The organism is Xenorhabdus doucetiae (assembly GCF_000968195.1).
Lineage (GTDB): Bacteria > Pseudomonadota > Gammaproteobacteria > Enterobacterales > Enterobacteriaceae > Xenorhabdus > Xenorhabdus doucetiae.
Map to the genome: position 1 here is coordinate 2,878,955 of NZ_FO704550.1, position 16,237 is coordinate 2,895,191.

The following is a 16,237-nucleotide window of genomic DNA, read 5'->3' on the forward strand; positions in this document are numbered from 1 at the left end:
ATATCAATGTGATACTGTTACGAAACAACCTGATGAAGTGGTGGGCGATACCAGATTCGAACTGATGACCCCCTCCTTGTAAGGGAGATGCTCTACCAACTGAGCTAATCGCCCACTTCAAGATGACTATAACGACATCAATACCACTGATTCATGATTGGTGGGCGATACCAGATTCGAACTGATGACCCCCTCCTTGTAAGGGAGATGCTCTACCAACTGAGCTAATCGCCCAATCATAAAATCATGTTTATCACGGCGAGAAATATGGTGGGCGATACCAGATTCGAACTGATGACCCCCTCCTTGTAAGGGAGATGCTCTACCAACTGAGCTAATCGCCCCGTCGTGATGGAGTCGCATTATAGGGATAGTTCGAGGTGAGTCAACGCTTTTTATTACTAAAACAACCGTTCGTCGTAAAATTAAACAGAATGAAACAATTATAATCACGGCAGGGTATCAATTGGTCAACCTATTTTGGCTTTTCTCAATAACCCACCGTTAACGCCATTGAGGAATTGAAGTGCAGTGATAAAATGCCCTCCTTATTAAGAGAAAGGTAATTAAGGCAATTCCTGATGAGTAAAATTAAAACCCGTTTTGCACCAAGTCCTACCGGCTATCTGCATGTTGGTGGTGCGCGTACTGCGCTTTATTCCTGGTTATACAGTCGCCACAATAAAGGTGAATTTGTTCTTCGCATCGAAGATACCGATCTGGAACGTTCCACGCAAGAAGCCATTGACGCAATTATGGACGGAATGAACTGGTTAAATCTGAATTGGGATGAAGGCCCTTATTATCAGACTAAACGTTTCGACCGTTACAACCACGTTATTGATAACATGTTGGCGCAAGGCACGGCTTACCGCTGCTATTGTTCTAAAGAGCATTTGGAACAACTGCGTGAAACTCAGATGGCGAAGGGTGAAAAGCCACGTTATGACGGACGATGCCGTGATAGCGAGTGCCAGCACAGCCACGATGAGCCACATGTTGTCCGTTTCCGCAACCCACAAGAAGGTTCTGTTATTTTTAATGACAGCATCCGTGGCCCGATTGAATTCAGCAACCAAGAGCTGGATGATTTGATCATTCGCCGTACCGACGGTTCACCAACGTATAATTTCTGTGTGGTTATTGATGATTGGGATATGGAAATCACCCACGTTATTCGTGGTGAAGACCATATCAACAACACGCCGCGTCAGATCAATATCCTGAAAGCGCTTGGCGCTCCTGTTCCGGAATATGCCCATGTTTCGATGATCCTCGGCGACGATGGTAAAAAGCTATCCAAACGTCACGGCGCTGTCAGTGTCATGCAGTACCGTGATGAAGGTTATCTGCCAGAGGCGCTATTGAACTATCTGGTTCGTCTGGGCTGGTCACATGGCGATCAGGAAATTTTCAGCGTTGAAGAAATGACTGAACTGTTTGACCTTGATGCGATCAGTAAATCCGCCAGTGCATTCAATACGGAAAAACTGCAATGGCTGAACCATCATTACATCAATACCCTGCCGGCAGAGAAAGTGGCAGTACATTTAGCGTGGCATATTGAACAGCAAGGGATTGATACCCGCACTGGCCCGGAATTGGTTGATTTGATCAAACTGCTGGGTGAGCGCTGCAAGACGCTGAAAGAGATGGCGGGATCTTGTCGTTATTTCTATGAAGAGTTCGCTGAGTTTGATGCCGATGCGGCGAAAAAACATCTGCGCCCAGTTGCCCGCCAGCCATTGGAAGTTGCCCGTGCGAAACTGGCCGCGCTGACTGAATGGACACCAGAGAATATCCATCACGCGATTCAAGCGACGGCTGACGAGCTGGAAGTTGGCATGGGTAAAGTCGGTATGCCACTGCGTGTTGCGGTAACCGGTGCAGGCCAGTCTCCGAGTGTGGATGTCACCATCCATGCGATTAACCAGGCACGTTCACTGTCTCGTATTGATAAGGCGCTGGCTTATATTGCGCAGCGTGAGGCACAATAAATCGTTATTTAGAGATGTTGTTACCGTCAGATGTTGTTACCGTCAATAGTATGGCGTGAATAACAGGAATAATAGAGGCACGCAATTGATTGTCGTGCCTTTATTTTTGCGCTCAAAATGGGTCATTGATGGCTTTTTCAACGCTTACACCGAGAATATTAATGAATTCATTGACAGAATTCTCTGGGTTGCATATGATTCGCCCCGTTCCACAGGATTTTGATTTGGGGCTATAGCTCAGCTGGGAGAGCGCTTGCATGGCATGCAAGAGGTCAGCGGTTCGATCCCGCTTAGCTCCACCAAATAGGTGTGATTTCCAGTCAGTATTTGGTCTTCAAAACCTGAACCCACTCGTGGGGCTATAGCTCAGCTGGGAGAGCGCTTGCATGGCATGCAAGAGGTCAGCGGTTCGATCCCGCTTAGCTCCACCAAAATTCAGAAATCCCTGAAGACGCAAGTTTTCAGGGATTTTTTCTTATAGATCGGCTATAAATAGCAATACTACTGTGCCGTATAACCACCATCCACCGCGTAGAAAGCGCCCGTCGTAAATGAGCTTTCCTCTGACAGTAAAAATGCCACTGTTTTTGCGACTTCGTCTCTGGTTGCCATACGTTTCATTGGGTGACTCTTTGCCATCCATTCCCGAACTTCTGCGGGTAGTGTTTGCATATGCGGCGTATCAACATAACCGGGTCCAACGGCATTAATGCGAACCCCTTTATCTGCAAATTCCAGGGCAACGGAACGCGTCAGGCCAAGCACACCATGTTTGGCGGTCGTGTAAGGTGCAATGCCAGGAATACCCACAATTCCATTAGAGGAAGACAGGTTAACAATCGCCCCGCCTCCGCTTTGAATGATCGCCGGAATACCATATTTCAAGCCGAAAAAGGTGCCGCTGAGATCGGTATTAATCACATCATTCCAATCATCAATGGAATAGTCACAAATATTGATACCATGCGGCCCGGTAATGCCTGCATTATTGACCAACAGATGTAATCCACCACATTGCTTGACGGTATTGTCAATCAATGCCTTGACTGAAAGGTGATCCCTGACATCGGCTTCCATCGGGATCACACACTGCTCCGTGGGATCGATTCGCCTTGCTGTTTGTTTGGCACGGGAAAATTGACGTCCCGTAATAATGACCGTCGCTCCCCGATGGAATAATTCTTCCGCAATACCTTCGCCAACGCCGGTTGTCGCTCCCGTGACAATCGCAATTTTCCCGTCAAAATAGCCCATTATGAATCTCCTTTTAGCCTGATAAATATAAAAAAAGTGGCATCTGCCAAGATGCCACTTTCGATTGTTGTTATCAAATCCAACGATGAAATCGATTAGAAGCTCAAAATCAATCCGGTAATGGCTGCGGACAGGAAGCTTACCAGCGTTGAACCAAACAGCAGTTTCAGACCAAAACGTGCAACCGTATTACCCTGTTTTTCATCCAACCCTTTAATGGCACCGGCAACAATCCCGATGGATGAGAAGTTAGCGAAAGAAACCAAAAATACTGACAGGATTCCTTTCGAATGTTCACTCAGTTGACCCGCAATTTCTTGCAGGCTCTGCATCGCCACAAATTCATTGGAAACCATCTTGGTCGCCATGATACTGCCGACTTTCAGTGCTTCATCACTTGGAATGCCAATGATCCAGGCAAACGGATAGAACACATATCCCATGCACTCTTGGAACGTGATCCCAAATACCAGATGGAAAATGGCATTAATTCCCGCGATCAGGGCAATAAAACCGATCAACATCGCAGAAACAATCAACGCTACCTTGAAACCTGCCAGGATATATTCACCCAGCATTTCAAAGAAACTTTGCCCCTCATGGAGGTTGCTCATCTGGATGTCTTCTTCACTCTCAACAGAGTAAGGATTGATGAGCGACAAGATGATAAAGGTACTGAACATATTGAGGATCAGTGCCGCGACCACATATTTTGCATCCAGCATGGTCATGTAAGCACCGACAATCGACATAGATACCGTGGACATTGCGGTTGCTGCCATCGTATACATCCGGCGCTCAGACATTTTTCCCAGCACATTCTTGTAAGCAATAAAGTTTTCTGATTGCCCCAGAACCAACGAACTCACCGCATTAAATGATTCCAGTTTACCCATGCCGTTGATTTTAGACAGGACTGTACCTATCGCACGAATGATAATCGGCAGCACTTTGATGTGTTGCAAAATACCAATCAGGGCAGAAATAAAGATGATAGGACACAAAACATTCAGGAAGAAAAAGGCCAGATTCGCTTCCATCATGCCACCGAACACAAAGCTGGTGCCTTTTGCTGCATAAGACAACAGTTGGACAAATAAAGCGTCAAATCCTTTAACTATCCCTAAACCTACGTTAGAGTTCAGGAAGAACCAAGCCAGTAAGAGTTCGATGATAAGCAACTGAACAATATAACGAATTCTAATACCCTTCCGGTTATTACTGGCTAAAACCGCCAGGCCGCCAATCACGACCAAGGCGAGGAAAAAATGAAAAATATGAGACATAAAGACGCGCTCCAAACACAATTCTGTGCAAATTTATCATGTATTTTATGTAACACATGATAGTAAAGTTTGATCATTATCACATTAATTTACTATTTGAGCGGTTATAAATTCCCGTTTAGCCAACTCGATCACACTTTAATAATCGCCTCTTTAAGTGGAGCGCGTATTATTCACCCAATAAACGGAGCATTTCCTCTTCATCAATAACAGGTATCCCCAATTCATTGGCTTTAGCTAACTTGGAACCCGCTGCTTCGCCGGCAATGACCAGATCGGTTTTTTTGGACACACTTCCTGTCACTTTTGCACCCAAGGCTGCCAGCTTATCTTTGGCTTCGTCGCGGGATAAGCGGCTCAATGAACCTGTCAATACCACCGTCTTGCCAGTAAATGGACTGTCAACCTCCTTCAGGCTCAGGCTTTCAGTGACTTCCCAATGGATACCTATATTATTAATCAGATCATCAATTACCGCCTGATTATGCGGTTCATTAAAGAAATTCACGACATGACGGGCAACAACACCGCCCACATCCTGCACCGCAATCAGTGCATCAATGTCCGCTGCACGCAATTTTTCCAATGTGCCAAAATGAGCAACCAAATTGACAGCCGTCGCTTCGCCGACTTCACGAATACCCAAAGCATAAATAAAACGCGCAAACGTGGTTTTCTTCGCTTTCTCCAAAGCATTAATGACATTTTGCGCAGATTTTGGCCCCATCCGCTCAAGGCCCGTTAATGTTCCGGCCGTCAACCGGAACAGATCGGCGGGTGTTTTGACATATTCTTTATCGACAAGTTGTTCAATGATTTTTTCGCCCATGCCATCAACATCCATCGCACGGCGGGACACGAAATGTTTCAGTGCTTCCTTGCGCTGCGCTGCGCAAAACAAGCCGCCGGTACAACGCGCGACCGCTTCGCCTTCAACGCGCTCGATATCTGAGTCACAAACCGGACAATGTGCCGGGAAAGTCACTGCCTGAGTGTCTACCGGCCTGCTTTCATACACCACGCCGACAACTTGTGGGATCACATCTCCGGCACGGCGAACAATCACTGTATCACCAATGCGCAGCCCCAGACGTTCAATTTCATCGGCATTGTGCAACGTGGCATTACTGACCGTCACACCGGCTACCAAGACAGGCTCCAAACGGGCAACCGGCGTAATGGCACCGGTACGCCCTACCTGAAACTCAACATCACGGACGATCGTTATCTGTTCCTGGGCGGGAAACTTGAAAGCCGTTGCCCAACGCGGCGCACGGGCAACAAAACCCAATCTTTCTTGTAATTCGAGGGAATCGACTTTAACCACAACCCCATCAATATCAAAACCCAGTGTCGGCCGTTGTTGTTCAATGTTATGGTAGAAATCCATCACCTGTTGCGTTCCCTGACATAATTTCACTTTGTCACTGACAGGCAATCCCCAGCGCTTAAACTGCATCAGGCGTTCATAATGACTTGCAGGTAACGTTCCATCTTCCAGCACACCGACACCATAGCAGTAGAAAGTCAGCGGGCGTTTGGCCGTAATGCGAGGATCGAGCTGACGCAATGATCCCGCCGCCGCATTGCGGGGATTAGCGAAGACTTTATTGCCTGTGCGCCGCGCTTCTTCGTTGAATTTTTCAAACCCGGCTTGCTTCATAAAAACTTCGCCACGAATTTCAACGCGGGCGGGAATATTGTCCCCTTTCAACCGCAGGGGAATGTTACGAATGGTGCGAACATTGGCGGTAATATTCTCCCCTGTGGTTCCATCGCCACGTGTTGCGGCTTGTACCAATTCGCCATTTTCATACAGTAAACTGACCGCTAAACCATCCAGTTTTAGTTCGCAACAAAACACCAGATCCTGACCATTTTTCAGACGATCACGGACGCGCTTATCAAATGCCAGATAACTCTCTTCATCAAAGACGTTATCCAGAGATAACATCGGGATCTCATGGCGTACCTGCTCAAACGCCGTTAAGGGTGCAGCTCCCACACGTTGGGTAGGCGAGTCTGCGGTAATCAGTTCTGGATGCTGCTCTTCCAGCGCTTTTAATTCTCGCATCAAACGATCATATTCTGCATCAGGGATCTCTGGCGCATCCATAACATGATACAAGTGTTCGTGATGACGTAATGTAGTTCTTAATTCGTTGATTTTTAGAATGATATTTTCCATGATTTCTTACCAGAGATGAAAAACCCCCGACTGGCGGGGGTTCAATACTAAAAAGAGGGGATTATACACCGACATTGAGCGTATTGCGGATACGCGCCTTATAGAGTTCGATCATCTGTGGTGTCAGCATCTTGCGCTCACCATCCAGAACCACGCCTCCCACATCGGCGGCGATACGCTGTGCCGCCTGCAACATCAGTTTAAAATTCTGATTGGAATCGCCATATGAAGGCACAAGCATAAACATGGAAACACCAGGGGTAGTAAAATCCGCCATTCGCTCTGGATCAAACGAACCCGGTTTTACCATATTAGCTAAACTGAACAATACCGCCCCGCTACCCGATGGGTTCAGGTGACGATGAAAAATATTCATCTCACCAAACCGGAAGCCTGCCTGCAAAATACTCTGGAGCAAGACTTCGCCGTTCAGTTCTTGCCCGTGATGAGCGGCAACATGCAATACCAACACGGTTTCTTTTTTGGCCTGTTCAGATTCAGACAATGCTTCACTTTCCGCTGCCTTTGACTGCCCTTCCACAACCTCAGAACCTGACTCAGCTTCCCCGGCTGTTTTCAATTCAGCGGGGTCAACCGAGTCGAACAACCCAAGTTGCGGTTCTTCCTGTTGATCATCGGCATCTTTCACTGTGACGTCGGATACATCAGATTGATGCCTTGCAAGTAAAGGATCTGAGCCATCATCAGGCACACGACGCTCGATAACAGGCTCTGCACGATGTTCAGTATGCGGTTTAACCGACTCCTGCACATTCGATTTAGGCGTATTATCAAACAGTTCATCGCCACCATTATCCTCTGGCTCTTCCTGACGCCCCTGTTTATGACGTTTAACTGGGCGATCACGAAAGAGTGATGAACGCTCTTTACGGCTGGTCCACAACCCATGTAATAGCAAAGCTATTATGGCTATCGCACCAACAACGATTAATATCAGACGCAAATCCTGCATCATTGCTATCTCTGTTGTTTAAATTAATTGCCACCACGGCGGAATATTCTTTAGATAAGAGTATTTGTCAAATAAGACAAGTGCAAGTCTCTACCTGCTTTTCTTATCATAAAGCGATATTCCCTCTGTTTTTTCGGATGTTTTTTACCCACAAAACCACTGGTCAGTAGAAAATCCTGCCTATATCATACCGTCTCAATCATCTGGGAGAGAATAAGAAAATATGACGAATTCGACAAAGTCGCCAAAACATTCAAGCGGATTTCACTATATTGCACAAGGCTGGCAACTGATAACCCGCCCCGGCATTAAGAGATTCGTTCTATTACCTTTATTGGCCAATATCTTATTGCTAGGTGGTTCATTCTGGTGGCTATATCATAAACTGGATGGCTGGATACAATGGACCCTCGATAAAATACCCGACTGGATGCAGTGGTTAAGCTATTTAATTTGGCCATTTGCAGTTATTTCCATCTTATTGGTTTTTACCTATTTTTTCAGCACACTCGCGAATTTTATCGCTTCACCCTTTAATGGATTGCTGGCAGAAAAACTGGAGGCCGACCTGACAGGCATTCCGGCACCCGATACTGGTATGGTCGATTTGCTCAAAGACACGCCCCGTATTCTAAAACGTGAAATAGTGAAAATTCTTTACTATATTCCGCGGGCACTCATCCTGTTGTTACTTTATTTCATTCCCGGAATAGGCCAAACCATCGCGCCTATCCTTTGGTTTATTTTCAGTGCCTGGATGCTGGCAATCCAATATTGTGATTATCCCTTTGATAACCATAAAGTCAGTTTTACCGCCATGCGCAATACCTTGCGCCAAAACAAAATAGATAACCTGCAATTCGGCGCAGCAGTGAGCATTTTAACCATGATCCCTGTCGTGAATCTGTTCATTATGCCCGTTGCGGTTTGTGGAGCAACGGCGATGTGGGTTGATCGTTACCGTGCTCAACACGCTCTCAATCGCAGGTCATCAAGCTGATTTAATCTTCGGCTTACCCTCTTTTTCCTGCCACAACAACAAAGCCCCTGACATTTTTATCCTCTGTCAGGGGCTTTGCTTAAAAAGTTATGCCAATCTTAAATCATCCAAACACGATAAAATGACCATCAAATATTCTTTTATATAATAAGAATAGACTGAAACCTTATTTCCATAAATAAGATGTTAGCGTATGGTTGAGTTAATGTTTACGGCATTCATTTACGGTATGAGTATTTACGGTATCTTAGGGGCAATCGAACAATGAGTAAAATTTATGAAGATAATTCGTTGACTATTGGTCACACTCCGCTGGTACGTTTAAAAAATTTCGCCAATGGCCGCATCTTGGCGAAAGTCGAATCCCGCAATCCCAGTTTCAGTGTCAAATGCCGCATTGGTGCCAATATGATTTGGGACGCTGAAAAACGTGGCATTCTAACCAAAGATAAAGCGCTTATCGAGCCGACCAGTGGTAACACAGGGATTGCACTGGCCTATGTTGCAGCCGCCCGTGGTTATAAGTTGACACTAACCATGCCTGAAACGATGAGCCTTGAGCGTCGTAAGCTGCTAAAAGCACTGGGCGCAAATTTGGTGCTGACCGAAGGGGCAAAAGGCATGAAAGGCGCCATTGAGAAAGCGAACGAAATCCGTGACAGCGATCCTGACCGTTATGTCCTCCTGCAACAATTCAGCAATCCCGCCAACCCTGAAATTCATGAAAAAACCACTGGCCCTGAAATTTGGGAAGATACTGACGGCGATGTAGACGTTTTCGTTGCTGGTGTAGGAACGGGTGGCACAATCACGGGTGTTGCCCGTTACTTGAAAAATACCCGTGGCAAGCCAGTGACTATTGTTGCAGTAGAACCCGAAGATTCACCTGTTATCAGTCAAAAATTGGCAGGTGAAGAGCTTAAACCAGGCCCACATAAAATTCAGGGAATTGGCGCCGGTTTTATTCCTGATAACTTAGATTTAACATTAGTTGACCGTGTATTTAAAATCAGCAATGAAGAAGCGATTCAAATAGCACGTGAAGTTACTGAAAAAGAAGGTATTCTTTCCGGCATTTCTTCCGGTGCTGCGGTTGCCGCAGCCATCAAAATCGCGCAAGAAGAGGCCTATAAAGACAAAAATATCGTCGTTATCCTGCCTTCTTCAGCGGAACGTTACCTCAGTACGGTCCTGTTTGCTGATTTATCCAGTGAGTAAAAATCGTGCTATAGAATTTTTCACTACCTTGACAAAAAAGCACCTTCAGGGTGCTTTTTTGTGCATTAGATCAAAGTTTAAAACTTTCCTAGATGATTTATTCAAGTAGCTTTAGTATTTAACCTGTAATTATTTTGATGCACGAAATTAATCGCCAAACAGGTGACAAAAGAGTTATTCAATCAGGTCATTATTCGGATAACGTGTATTAACATCAAATCAACAATTGAGTGCATCAAGTATGTTAATTTTTTGATAATGATTATTATAGACCCAATAAATTTCAAGTCACACTCAACCGAGCAATAACTTGAAAAGCGGAGGGAATACGCTTTATTTCATTATCATTTAAACGGTTGTCCAAGCCGAAGCGAATTCAACAACACTCACTTTTGGATTCGTTTGGCTTATCAACAAATATTTAAGTTATTGAGGAAATACTATGTTCCAGCAAGAAGTTACTATTACTGCACCAAACGGCCTCCACACTCGCCCTGCGGCACAATTTGTCAAAGAAGCAAAAGGCTTCGCTTCTGACATTACCCTGACTTCTGGAGGCAAGTCTGCCAGCGCAAAAAGCCTGTTCAAATTACAAACGCTGGGATTGACTCAAGGTACAGTCGTAACGATTGCTGCTGAAGGCGAAGATGAGCAACAGGCGGTTGAACATTTAGTTAAATTGATGGGTGAATTGGAATAATTGTTCGCTCAATCAAGCCAATCTATTTCATTCAGTTTATCCCCAGCATAATAAAATCTGGGGATATTTTGAGCCTCTTTTCTAAAGGCTCAATGAAAAGTCACCACCCGCAGTAAGGTCATATAATATGATTTCAGGCATCTTAGTATCACCAGGAATTGCTTTCGGTAAAGCGCTATTACTGAAAGAAGATCCCATCATTATCAATCAGAAAAAAATTATCCCTGAACAAGTCGAACCAGAAATTTCCCGCTTTAAGCAAGGCCGCGACAAATCTTCCGCACAATTAGAGATAATCAGAAAAACCGCCGAAAAAAATCTGGGTGCAGAAAAGGCTGAAATCTTCGAAGGCCATATTATGTTGCTGGAAGATGAAGAGCTGGAGCAGGAAATTATTACGCTGATTAAAAAAAACCTGTCAACAGCAGATGCCGCCGTCTATTCTGTGATTGAAGATCAGGCCAAGGCGCTGGAAGAACTGGATGATGAATATTTGAAAGAGCGAGCCGCCGATGTCCGTGATATTGGCAAGCGCTTACTGAAAAATATTCTGGATATGCCCATTATCGATTTAGGCTCCATTGAAGAAGAAGTCATCTTGGTTGCCAGTGACCTGACCCCATCAGAGACCGCCCAGCTCAATCTGGACAAGGTATTGGGCTTTATCACCGATCTTGGCGGCCGAACCTCCCATACTTCCATCATGGCTCGCTCGCTGGAATTACCCGCGATTGTGGGGACAACCAATGCGACCAAGCAAATCAAAAATGGCAGTTACCTGATTCTGGATGCGGTTAATAACCACATTTATGTGAACCCATCTGACAACGAAATCGAGAAACTGAAAACAGCGAAAAACGAGTATCTCACCGAAAAAGCTGAACTGGCGAAGCTAAAAGACTTGCCAGCCATCACCTTGGATGGTCACCAAGTTGAAGTTTGCGCCAATATCGGTACGGTGCGTGACGTCATGGGTGCTGAACGTAATGGTGCCGAAGGCATCGGTTTATACCGCACTGAATTTCTGTTTATGGATCGCGATTCCCTGCCAACCGAAGATGAACAGTTCGAAGCTTATAAAGCGGTTGCCGAAGCCGTAGGGAATCAAGCCATCATTATTCGTACGATGGATATCGGTGGTGATAAGGATCTGCCTTACATGGATCTGCCCAAAGAAGAGAACCCCTTCCTCGGCTGGCGCGCGATCCGAATTTGCCTTGACCGTAAAGAGATCTTACATTCTCAATTACGTGCTATCCTGAGAGCTTCTGCATTTGGTAAACTTCGCATTATGTTCCCAATGATTATTTCTGTTGAAGAAATACGGGAATTGAAAGCCGAACTTGCATTACTCAAAGCGCAGTTACGTAATGAAAACAAGGCATTTGATGAATCAATTGAAGTTGGCATCATGGTGGAAACGCCTGCCGCTGCAACCATTGCTCATCATTTTGCGAAAGAAGTTGACTTTTTTAGTATTGGGACAAACGATCTAACTCAGTATACTCTTGCGGTAGACCGTGGTAATGAGCTGATTTCTCATCTCTACAACCCAATGTCACCAGCGGTGTTGAGCTTAATCAAGCAGGTGATTGATGCCTCACACGCAGAAGGTAAATGGACAGGCATGTGTGGAGAACTTGCCGGTGATGAGCGCGCCACGCTGTTGCTCTTGGGCATGGGGTTGGACGAGTTCAGTATGAGTGCAATATCAATTCCACGCATTAAGAAAATCATCCGTAATACGAATTACGATGATGCAAAGGCACTGGCAGAGCAAGCCTTAACTCAGCCAACCGCACAGGAATTGATGGATTTGGTTGACACCTTTACCAGAGAAAAAACACTCTGCTAAAAAATTAGCCAGAATACGGTCCCATTAAAACAATTAGGAGAAGATTCATGGGTCTGCTTGATAAATTGAAATCTCTGGTTTCAGACGATAAAAAAAACAGCGGCAGTATTGAAATTATCGCCCCATTATCAGGTGAAATAGTCAATATCGAAGATGTTCCAGATGTTGTTTTTGCCGAAAAAATTGTTGGGGATGGTATTGCCATTAAACCCACCGGCAACAAAATTGTCGCGCCAGTTGATGGCACCATCGGTAAAATCTTCGAAACTAATCACGCTTTTTCTATCGAATCTGATAGTGGTATTGAGCTATTCGTCCATTTTGGTATTGATACCGTTGAACTGAAAGGCGAAGGTTTTAAACGTATTGCCGAAGAAGGTCAGCGGGTACAAAAAGGCGATTTGGTTTTAGAGTTTGATCTGGCATTTCTGGAAGAAAGGGCTAAATCAACTTTAACGCCTGTTGTTATTTCTAACATGGACGAAATTAAAGAGTTAACTAAAGTCAGTGGATCTGTAACCGTCGGTGAATCCGTCATCATGCGGATCAAAAAATAACAGAAAAAATCCCTGAGGAATATTTCCTCTTTTTCTGTTTCATTGATGATTGTTTCATTGATGATTGTGCGTAAATCGCCACTGTTTTATCCGGCTGAAAAATAAAATGTCTGATAAAACAGGGCGATTTTTTATGGATATACCCGCCGTACTTCAAAATACCAACAAAATTTAATACGTATAAAAACCCTGGCCGGTTTTGCGGCCTAAACGGCCTGCATCAACCATTGTTTGCATTAACGGACAAACGCGGTATTTTGAATCCTGAAACATCTGATAGAGCACATCAAGAGAGTTAACGACAGTATCAATACCAATCAAATCAGCCGTTTCCAGTGGCCCCATTTTATGGCCAAAACAGCCTTTAAATATCGCATCCACATCCGCGGGTTGGGCGAGTCCCTCCTGCACAGTGAACGCCGCCTCATTCATAAATAAATGGGAAATCCGGTTAGAAACAAAACCGGGGCCATCTTTTACCACAACAGCCGTTTTACCCAGTAACGCCAGGATCTCCAAGCACCGCTTTTGCGTCTGTTCAGAAGTAGTAAGGCCAATAATCACTTCAACGGTAGGTTTCAAATACACCGGATTCATAAAATGTACGCCAATCACCTGAGATGGGACACGATGGAACGAACCCAGTTTAGTGATGGGAATACAGGAAGTATTTGCCGCCAATACCGCACAGGGGGCAATAAACTCCGCCATACGGGTATATAACGCCTGTTTTAACGCAATATTCTCCGTGATATTTTCCACGACAAACTCACAATCAGCCACAGCCTGTAAGTCCTGCGACCAAATGATATTTTGCAGTATCATTTCAGGGGGCTTTCCCTTCGCAAGCGGACTGAACAGCGGAGCATAACTGGCGGTTTCCCCAATACTCTCTCGACTGCGCTGGCAAGAAAGTGCATCTTTTTCAATCACAACAACATCATGCCCCCGCAGCGCGCAATCGAAGGCAAGGCTGGAGCCGATATTACCGCCCCCAACCACAGCTATTTTAAGTTTTGACATAGTGGCTATTATCTTATTGGGTTTCAAAAGGTTGATAAGCAATGGCACTCAAGTTGCAGCTTGGCTGGCTGCAACTTGGAAGATGAAAAGCGTATTTCAGATTAACTTATTCAGTTCAGTTTGCTTGAGTGCAGATATGACTCAATGGGTTGAATCAGGAGAAACCAGCTCCCACTTGCCAAACAATGTCAAACCTGCGGCTTTTGCCAATGCCAAAGACGCAAGATTATCGAGCTGGCACCTGTATTGAGGTTCATAGCCGTGGGCGTAAGCATATTGGCTGATTGCCCGCACGACTTTTCTGGCATGGCCTTGGCCTCTGAAAGATTCTAGGGTCAGCACGCCCATATCGGCAATTTGTGCGTTATTCCACGGGTACATGCTGGCCGCACTGATCAGGTGGTTTTGCTCAAAAGAGCCGAATACCGCCCAGTGTTCCAATTCAACATAAGCATTATCCAAATCCTGCTCCGAAGCGGAAGATTGAAACTCAGAGAAAACGTCTTCATCTTCCTCTTCCGTTAGCTGGCGCAGTGTGCTGCCCGCATTTTCCTGCAATAATTTGCTCTTTTCCTCTTCTGAAAAATAGAAAATATAATCTGCCCCATGCAGCGTTATGTCCGCCTGATTTAATTTCTGGCGAAAGCGGGATTCAGACATCTCTTCTTGATGATAAAGCCCTGCTTTTTCAGCCATTTCAGGCGTCATAACCGCCATAATCCGGCCATCGGTGGTTTCCAATACCATCAATCGATCTTCTTCTTCCAGATTAGCATTGGTGGCGATAGTAAAAACATCATCACTATAAATAATATCCCCATTTAATAATGGAGCTTGCCAAAAATCAGTTATCGTTTTTGAAAATAAAGGCATACTTCTTACTCACTTTATTCGCTTAAGTTAGGATTAGTAAGCACTCTACACAATTCGACTATTCAGCAAATCAGCGAATCTCTGGAGATGCTCGCCTATACTGCTCAAAAAAACGCAAAGTGTCATGATCCATCAATGCGTTATTCTTATCTTTGTATTCCTCAGATAAATTAGCAGGAAAGACTTTGTACTGATGAGTTGCGTTGATGAATTAGAATAAATTCAGGGACGGCAGCAATTGCGGAATTGGCGATCCAACCTTCACCACGTTGGCTTTTGAAATCAAAATAGTCCCGATATTCCGGCGCGGTGAGAAAGTTATACGTCAGGGAAATACTGGGAGATAATGTATGCACCTCATGAGATAAGCCTTTAGGTATCAACATAATCTCACCCGGTAACAAATCAAATTGCCAGATACGATCTGCGTTATGGTGCGGGTTTTTCAGCGCTTCTTCCCTGTTCCCTTGCGGCATGGATTTTTGATCTACGGACAGGCTTTCTGAGCCTGATAAATCAGCCCGTCCTTCGGCGGTATTTCTGACGACATCTTCCAGCGAAGCGGAAAAAATCCATCCCGCTTTTCTGCCTTCCACTTGGCATAACAGCGCATTGGTTCGCATTCCGTCAACATGCAAGCGGGTACACGCTCCCGGCGCTGAAAAATAGAGTCCCCAATCCTGACACATTCTCTTATTGGGCTGGAGAGTCCCAAATTGAACCCAAGGGATCTTATAACCACTTGCGGGCAGGAAATAGGGTCTGTGCCAATGCTCCTGAATACGTTGAAATGCCAGAAAGCTAAACGAATGGGTTTTGACCCAATTCCCTAATCCCCACGTGAACAACAGATGTTTAAAAAAAGTATCATAAGTGTACCTTAAATAATTAAGGTCATCGTTTATCTCACCCAGTTCAACCGCGGGCAATGAAGAAATTGCCTGCAAATAAGTACGCAGTTCTACTACTTGTTGTGGTTTGAATCCCGCATCCTGTAACTGCACTGACATATCACCGAATGCTTGGGTAAAGTAGTCAAAGCTCCAGATTTGCTTCCCTTTCCATCCCCTCAGGCCATCAGAGACAATAACAGGCTCTCTCTTCATCAAAAAGCGTTCATTAAACTCAGCGATTGAGATATCAGCAACCTTTTCCACCTGACGATATTCTGCCGATCCCAGACGCGCCAACGCATCCGGGCTGGTCATTTCTCGCACGGTTTTCTTATTGCGTCGATAAATGCTCACCTCTTCGTGTGCCCACATCGCAATATCACCGAGTGCATTCCAGGCATGACTGAAAAAATTCATTTT

The 16,237-nt window shown here is 45.1% G+C and carries 13 protein-coding genes and 5 tRNA genes; 8 read left to right on the forward strand and 10 right to left on the reverse strand.

Translation table 11 applies throughout. The features are described 5' to 3' along the window. Positions 1–38 precede the first annotated feature (38 nt). The 3 genes from XDD1_RS12460 to XDD1_RS12470 form a co-directional block, all read right to left on the reverse strand. A tRNA-Val gene (locus tag XDD1_RS12460) sits at positions 39–114 on the reverse strand. Between the two features lie 44 nt (positions 115–158). After that, positions 159–234, reverse strand: a tRNA-Val gene (locus tag XDD1_RS12465). Positions 235–268: 34 nt separating this feature from the next. Continuing rightward, positions 269–344, reverse strand: a tRNA-Val gene (locus XDD1_RS12470). A 237-nt stretch (positions 345–581) separates the two neighbouring features. On the opposite strand from XDD1_RS12470, the gene gltX reads away from it, so the two are divergent. From gltX to XDD1_RS12485, 3 genes are all read left to right on the forward strand, one after another. Then, positions 582–1,997 carry a glutamate--tRNA ligase gene (gene gltX / locus XDD1_RS12475; protein WP_045971596.1) on the forward strand — a complete coding sequence of 472 codons (1,416 nt, stop codon included), beginning with the start codon at positions 582–584 and terminating at the stop codon, positions 1,995–1,997. 226 nt (positions 1,998–2,223) lie between these two features. Next, positions 2,224–2,299: transfer RNA gene (locus tag XDD1_RS12480), tRNA-Ala, on the forward strand. 53 nt (positions 2,300–2,352) lie between these two features. Continuing rightward, positions 2,353–2,428 (forward strand) — tRNA-Ala (locus XDD1_RS12485). A 70-nt stretch (positions 2,429–2,498) separates the two neighbouring features. Here XDD1_RS12485 and XDD1_RS12490 read toward each other — a convergent pair. From XDD1_RS12490 to zipA, 4 genes are all read right to left on the reverse strand, one after another. After that, positions 2,499–3,251 (reverse strand): SDR family NAD(P)-dependent oxidoreductase, encoded by a 753-nt coding sequence (locus tag XDD1_RS12490; RefSeq protein ID WP_045971598.1) that lies wholly within the window; start codon positions 3,249–3,251, stop codon positions 2,499–2,501. Positions 3,252–3,346: 95 nt separating this feature from the next. Beyond that, positions 3,347–4,537 (reverse strand): NupC/NupG family nucleoside CNT transporter, encoded by a 1,191-nt coding sequence (locus XDD1_RS12495; RefSeq protein ID WP_045971600.1) that lies wholly within the window; start codon positions 4,535–4,537, stop codon positions 3,347–3,349. Positions 4,538–4,706: 169 nt separating this feature from the next. Continuing rightward, a complete protein-coding gene (gene ligA, locus XDD1_RS12500) occupies positions 4,707–6,725 on the reverse strand; it encodes an NAD-dependent DNA ligase LigA (protein WP_045971602.1) in 2,019 nt (672 codons plus the stop codon). Between the two features lie 61 nt (positions 6,726–6,786). After that, positions 6,787–7,701: a cell division protein ZipA gene (zipA, locus tag XDD1_RS12505; protein WP_045971604.1), complete on the reverse strand. Its 915-nt coding sequence runs from the start codon at positions 7,699–7,701 to the stop codon at positions 6,787–6,789. A gap of 220 nt (positions 7,702–7,921) precedes the next feature. On the opposite strand from zipA, the gene cysZ reads away from it, so the two are divergent. The 5 genes from cysZ to crr all read left to right on the forward strand — a co-directional run bounded on the left by cysZ (position 7,922) and on the right by crr (position 13,028). Further along, complete coding sequence (cysZ, locus tag XDD1_RS12510) at positions 7,922–8,698, forward strand: sulfate transporter CysZ (RefSeq protein WP_045971605.1); 777 nt, start codon at positions 7,922–7,924, stop codon at positions 8,696–8,698. Between the two features lie 264 nt (positions 8,699–8,962). Next, positions 8,963–9,916, forward strand: a complete 954-nt coding sequence (gene cysK / locus XDD1_RS12515) for a cysteine synthase A (protein WP_045971607.1) — start codon at positions 8,963–8,965, stop codon at positions 9,914–9,916. Between the two features lie 442 nt (positions 9,917–10,358). After that, on the forward strand, positions 10,359–10,616 hold the full coding sequence (gene ptsH, locus XDD1_RS12520; protein WP_045971609.1) for a phosphocarrier protein Hpr: 258 nt from the start codon (positions 10,359–10,361) through the stop codon (positions 10,614–10,616). Between the two features lie 127 nt (positions 10,617–10,743). Continuing rightward, the gene (ptsI, locus tag XDD1_RS12525) at positions 10,744–12,471 is read left to right on the forward strand and encodes a phosphoenolpyruvate-protein phosphotransferase PtsI (protein ID WP_045971611.1); all 1,728 of its coding nucleotides are present in this window, start codon (positions 10,744–10,746) and stop codon (positions 12,469–12,471) included. Positions 12,472–12,518: 47 nt separating this feature from the next. Beyond that, positions 12,519–13,028 carry a PTS glucose transporter subunit IIA gene (gene crr / locus XDD1_RS12530; RefSeq protein ID WP_045971613.1) on the forward strand — a complete coding sequence of 170 codons (510 nt, stop codon included), beginning with the start codon at positions 12,519–12,521 and terminating at the stop codon, positions 13,026–13,028. A 171-nt stretch (positions 13,029–13,199) separates the two neighbouring features. Here crr and XDD1_RS12535 read toward each other — a convergent pair whose 3' ends face one another. From XDD1_RS12535 to XDD1_RS12545, 3 genes are all read right to left on the reverse strand, one after another. Continuing rightward, positions 13,200–14,051: a 3-hydroxyacyl-CoA dehydrogenase family protein gene (locus XDD1_RS12535; protein ID WP_045971615.1), complete on the reverse strand. Its 852-nt coding sequence runs from the start codon at positions 14,049–14,051 to the stop codon at positions 13,200–13,202. 141 nt (positions 14,052–14,192) lie between these two features. Continuing rightward, on the reverse strand, positions 14,193–14,924 hold the full coding sequence (locus tag XDD1_RS12540; protein ID WP_045971617.1) for a GNAT family N-acetyltransferase: 732 nt from the start codon (positions 14,922–14,924) through the stop codon (positions 14,193–14,195). A gap of 170 nt (positions 14,925–15,094) precedes the next feature. Further along, complete coding sequence (locus XDD1_RS12545) at positions 15,095–16,234, reverse strand: cupin-like domain-containing protein (protein ID WP_045971620.1); 1,140 nt, start codon at positions 16,232–16,234, stop codon at positions 15,095–15,097. Positions 16,235–16,237: the final 3 nt, after the last annotated feature.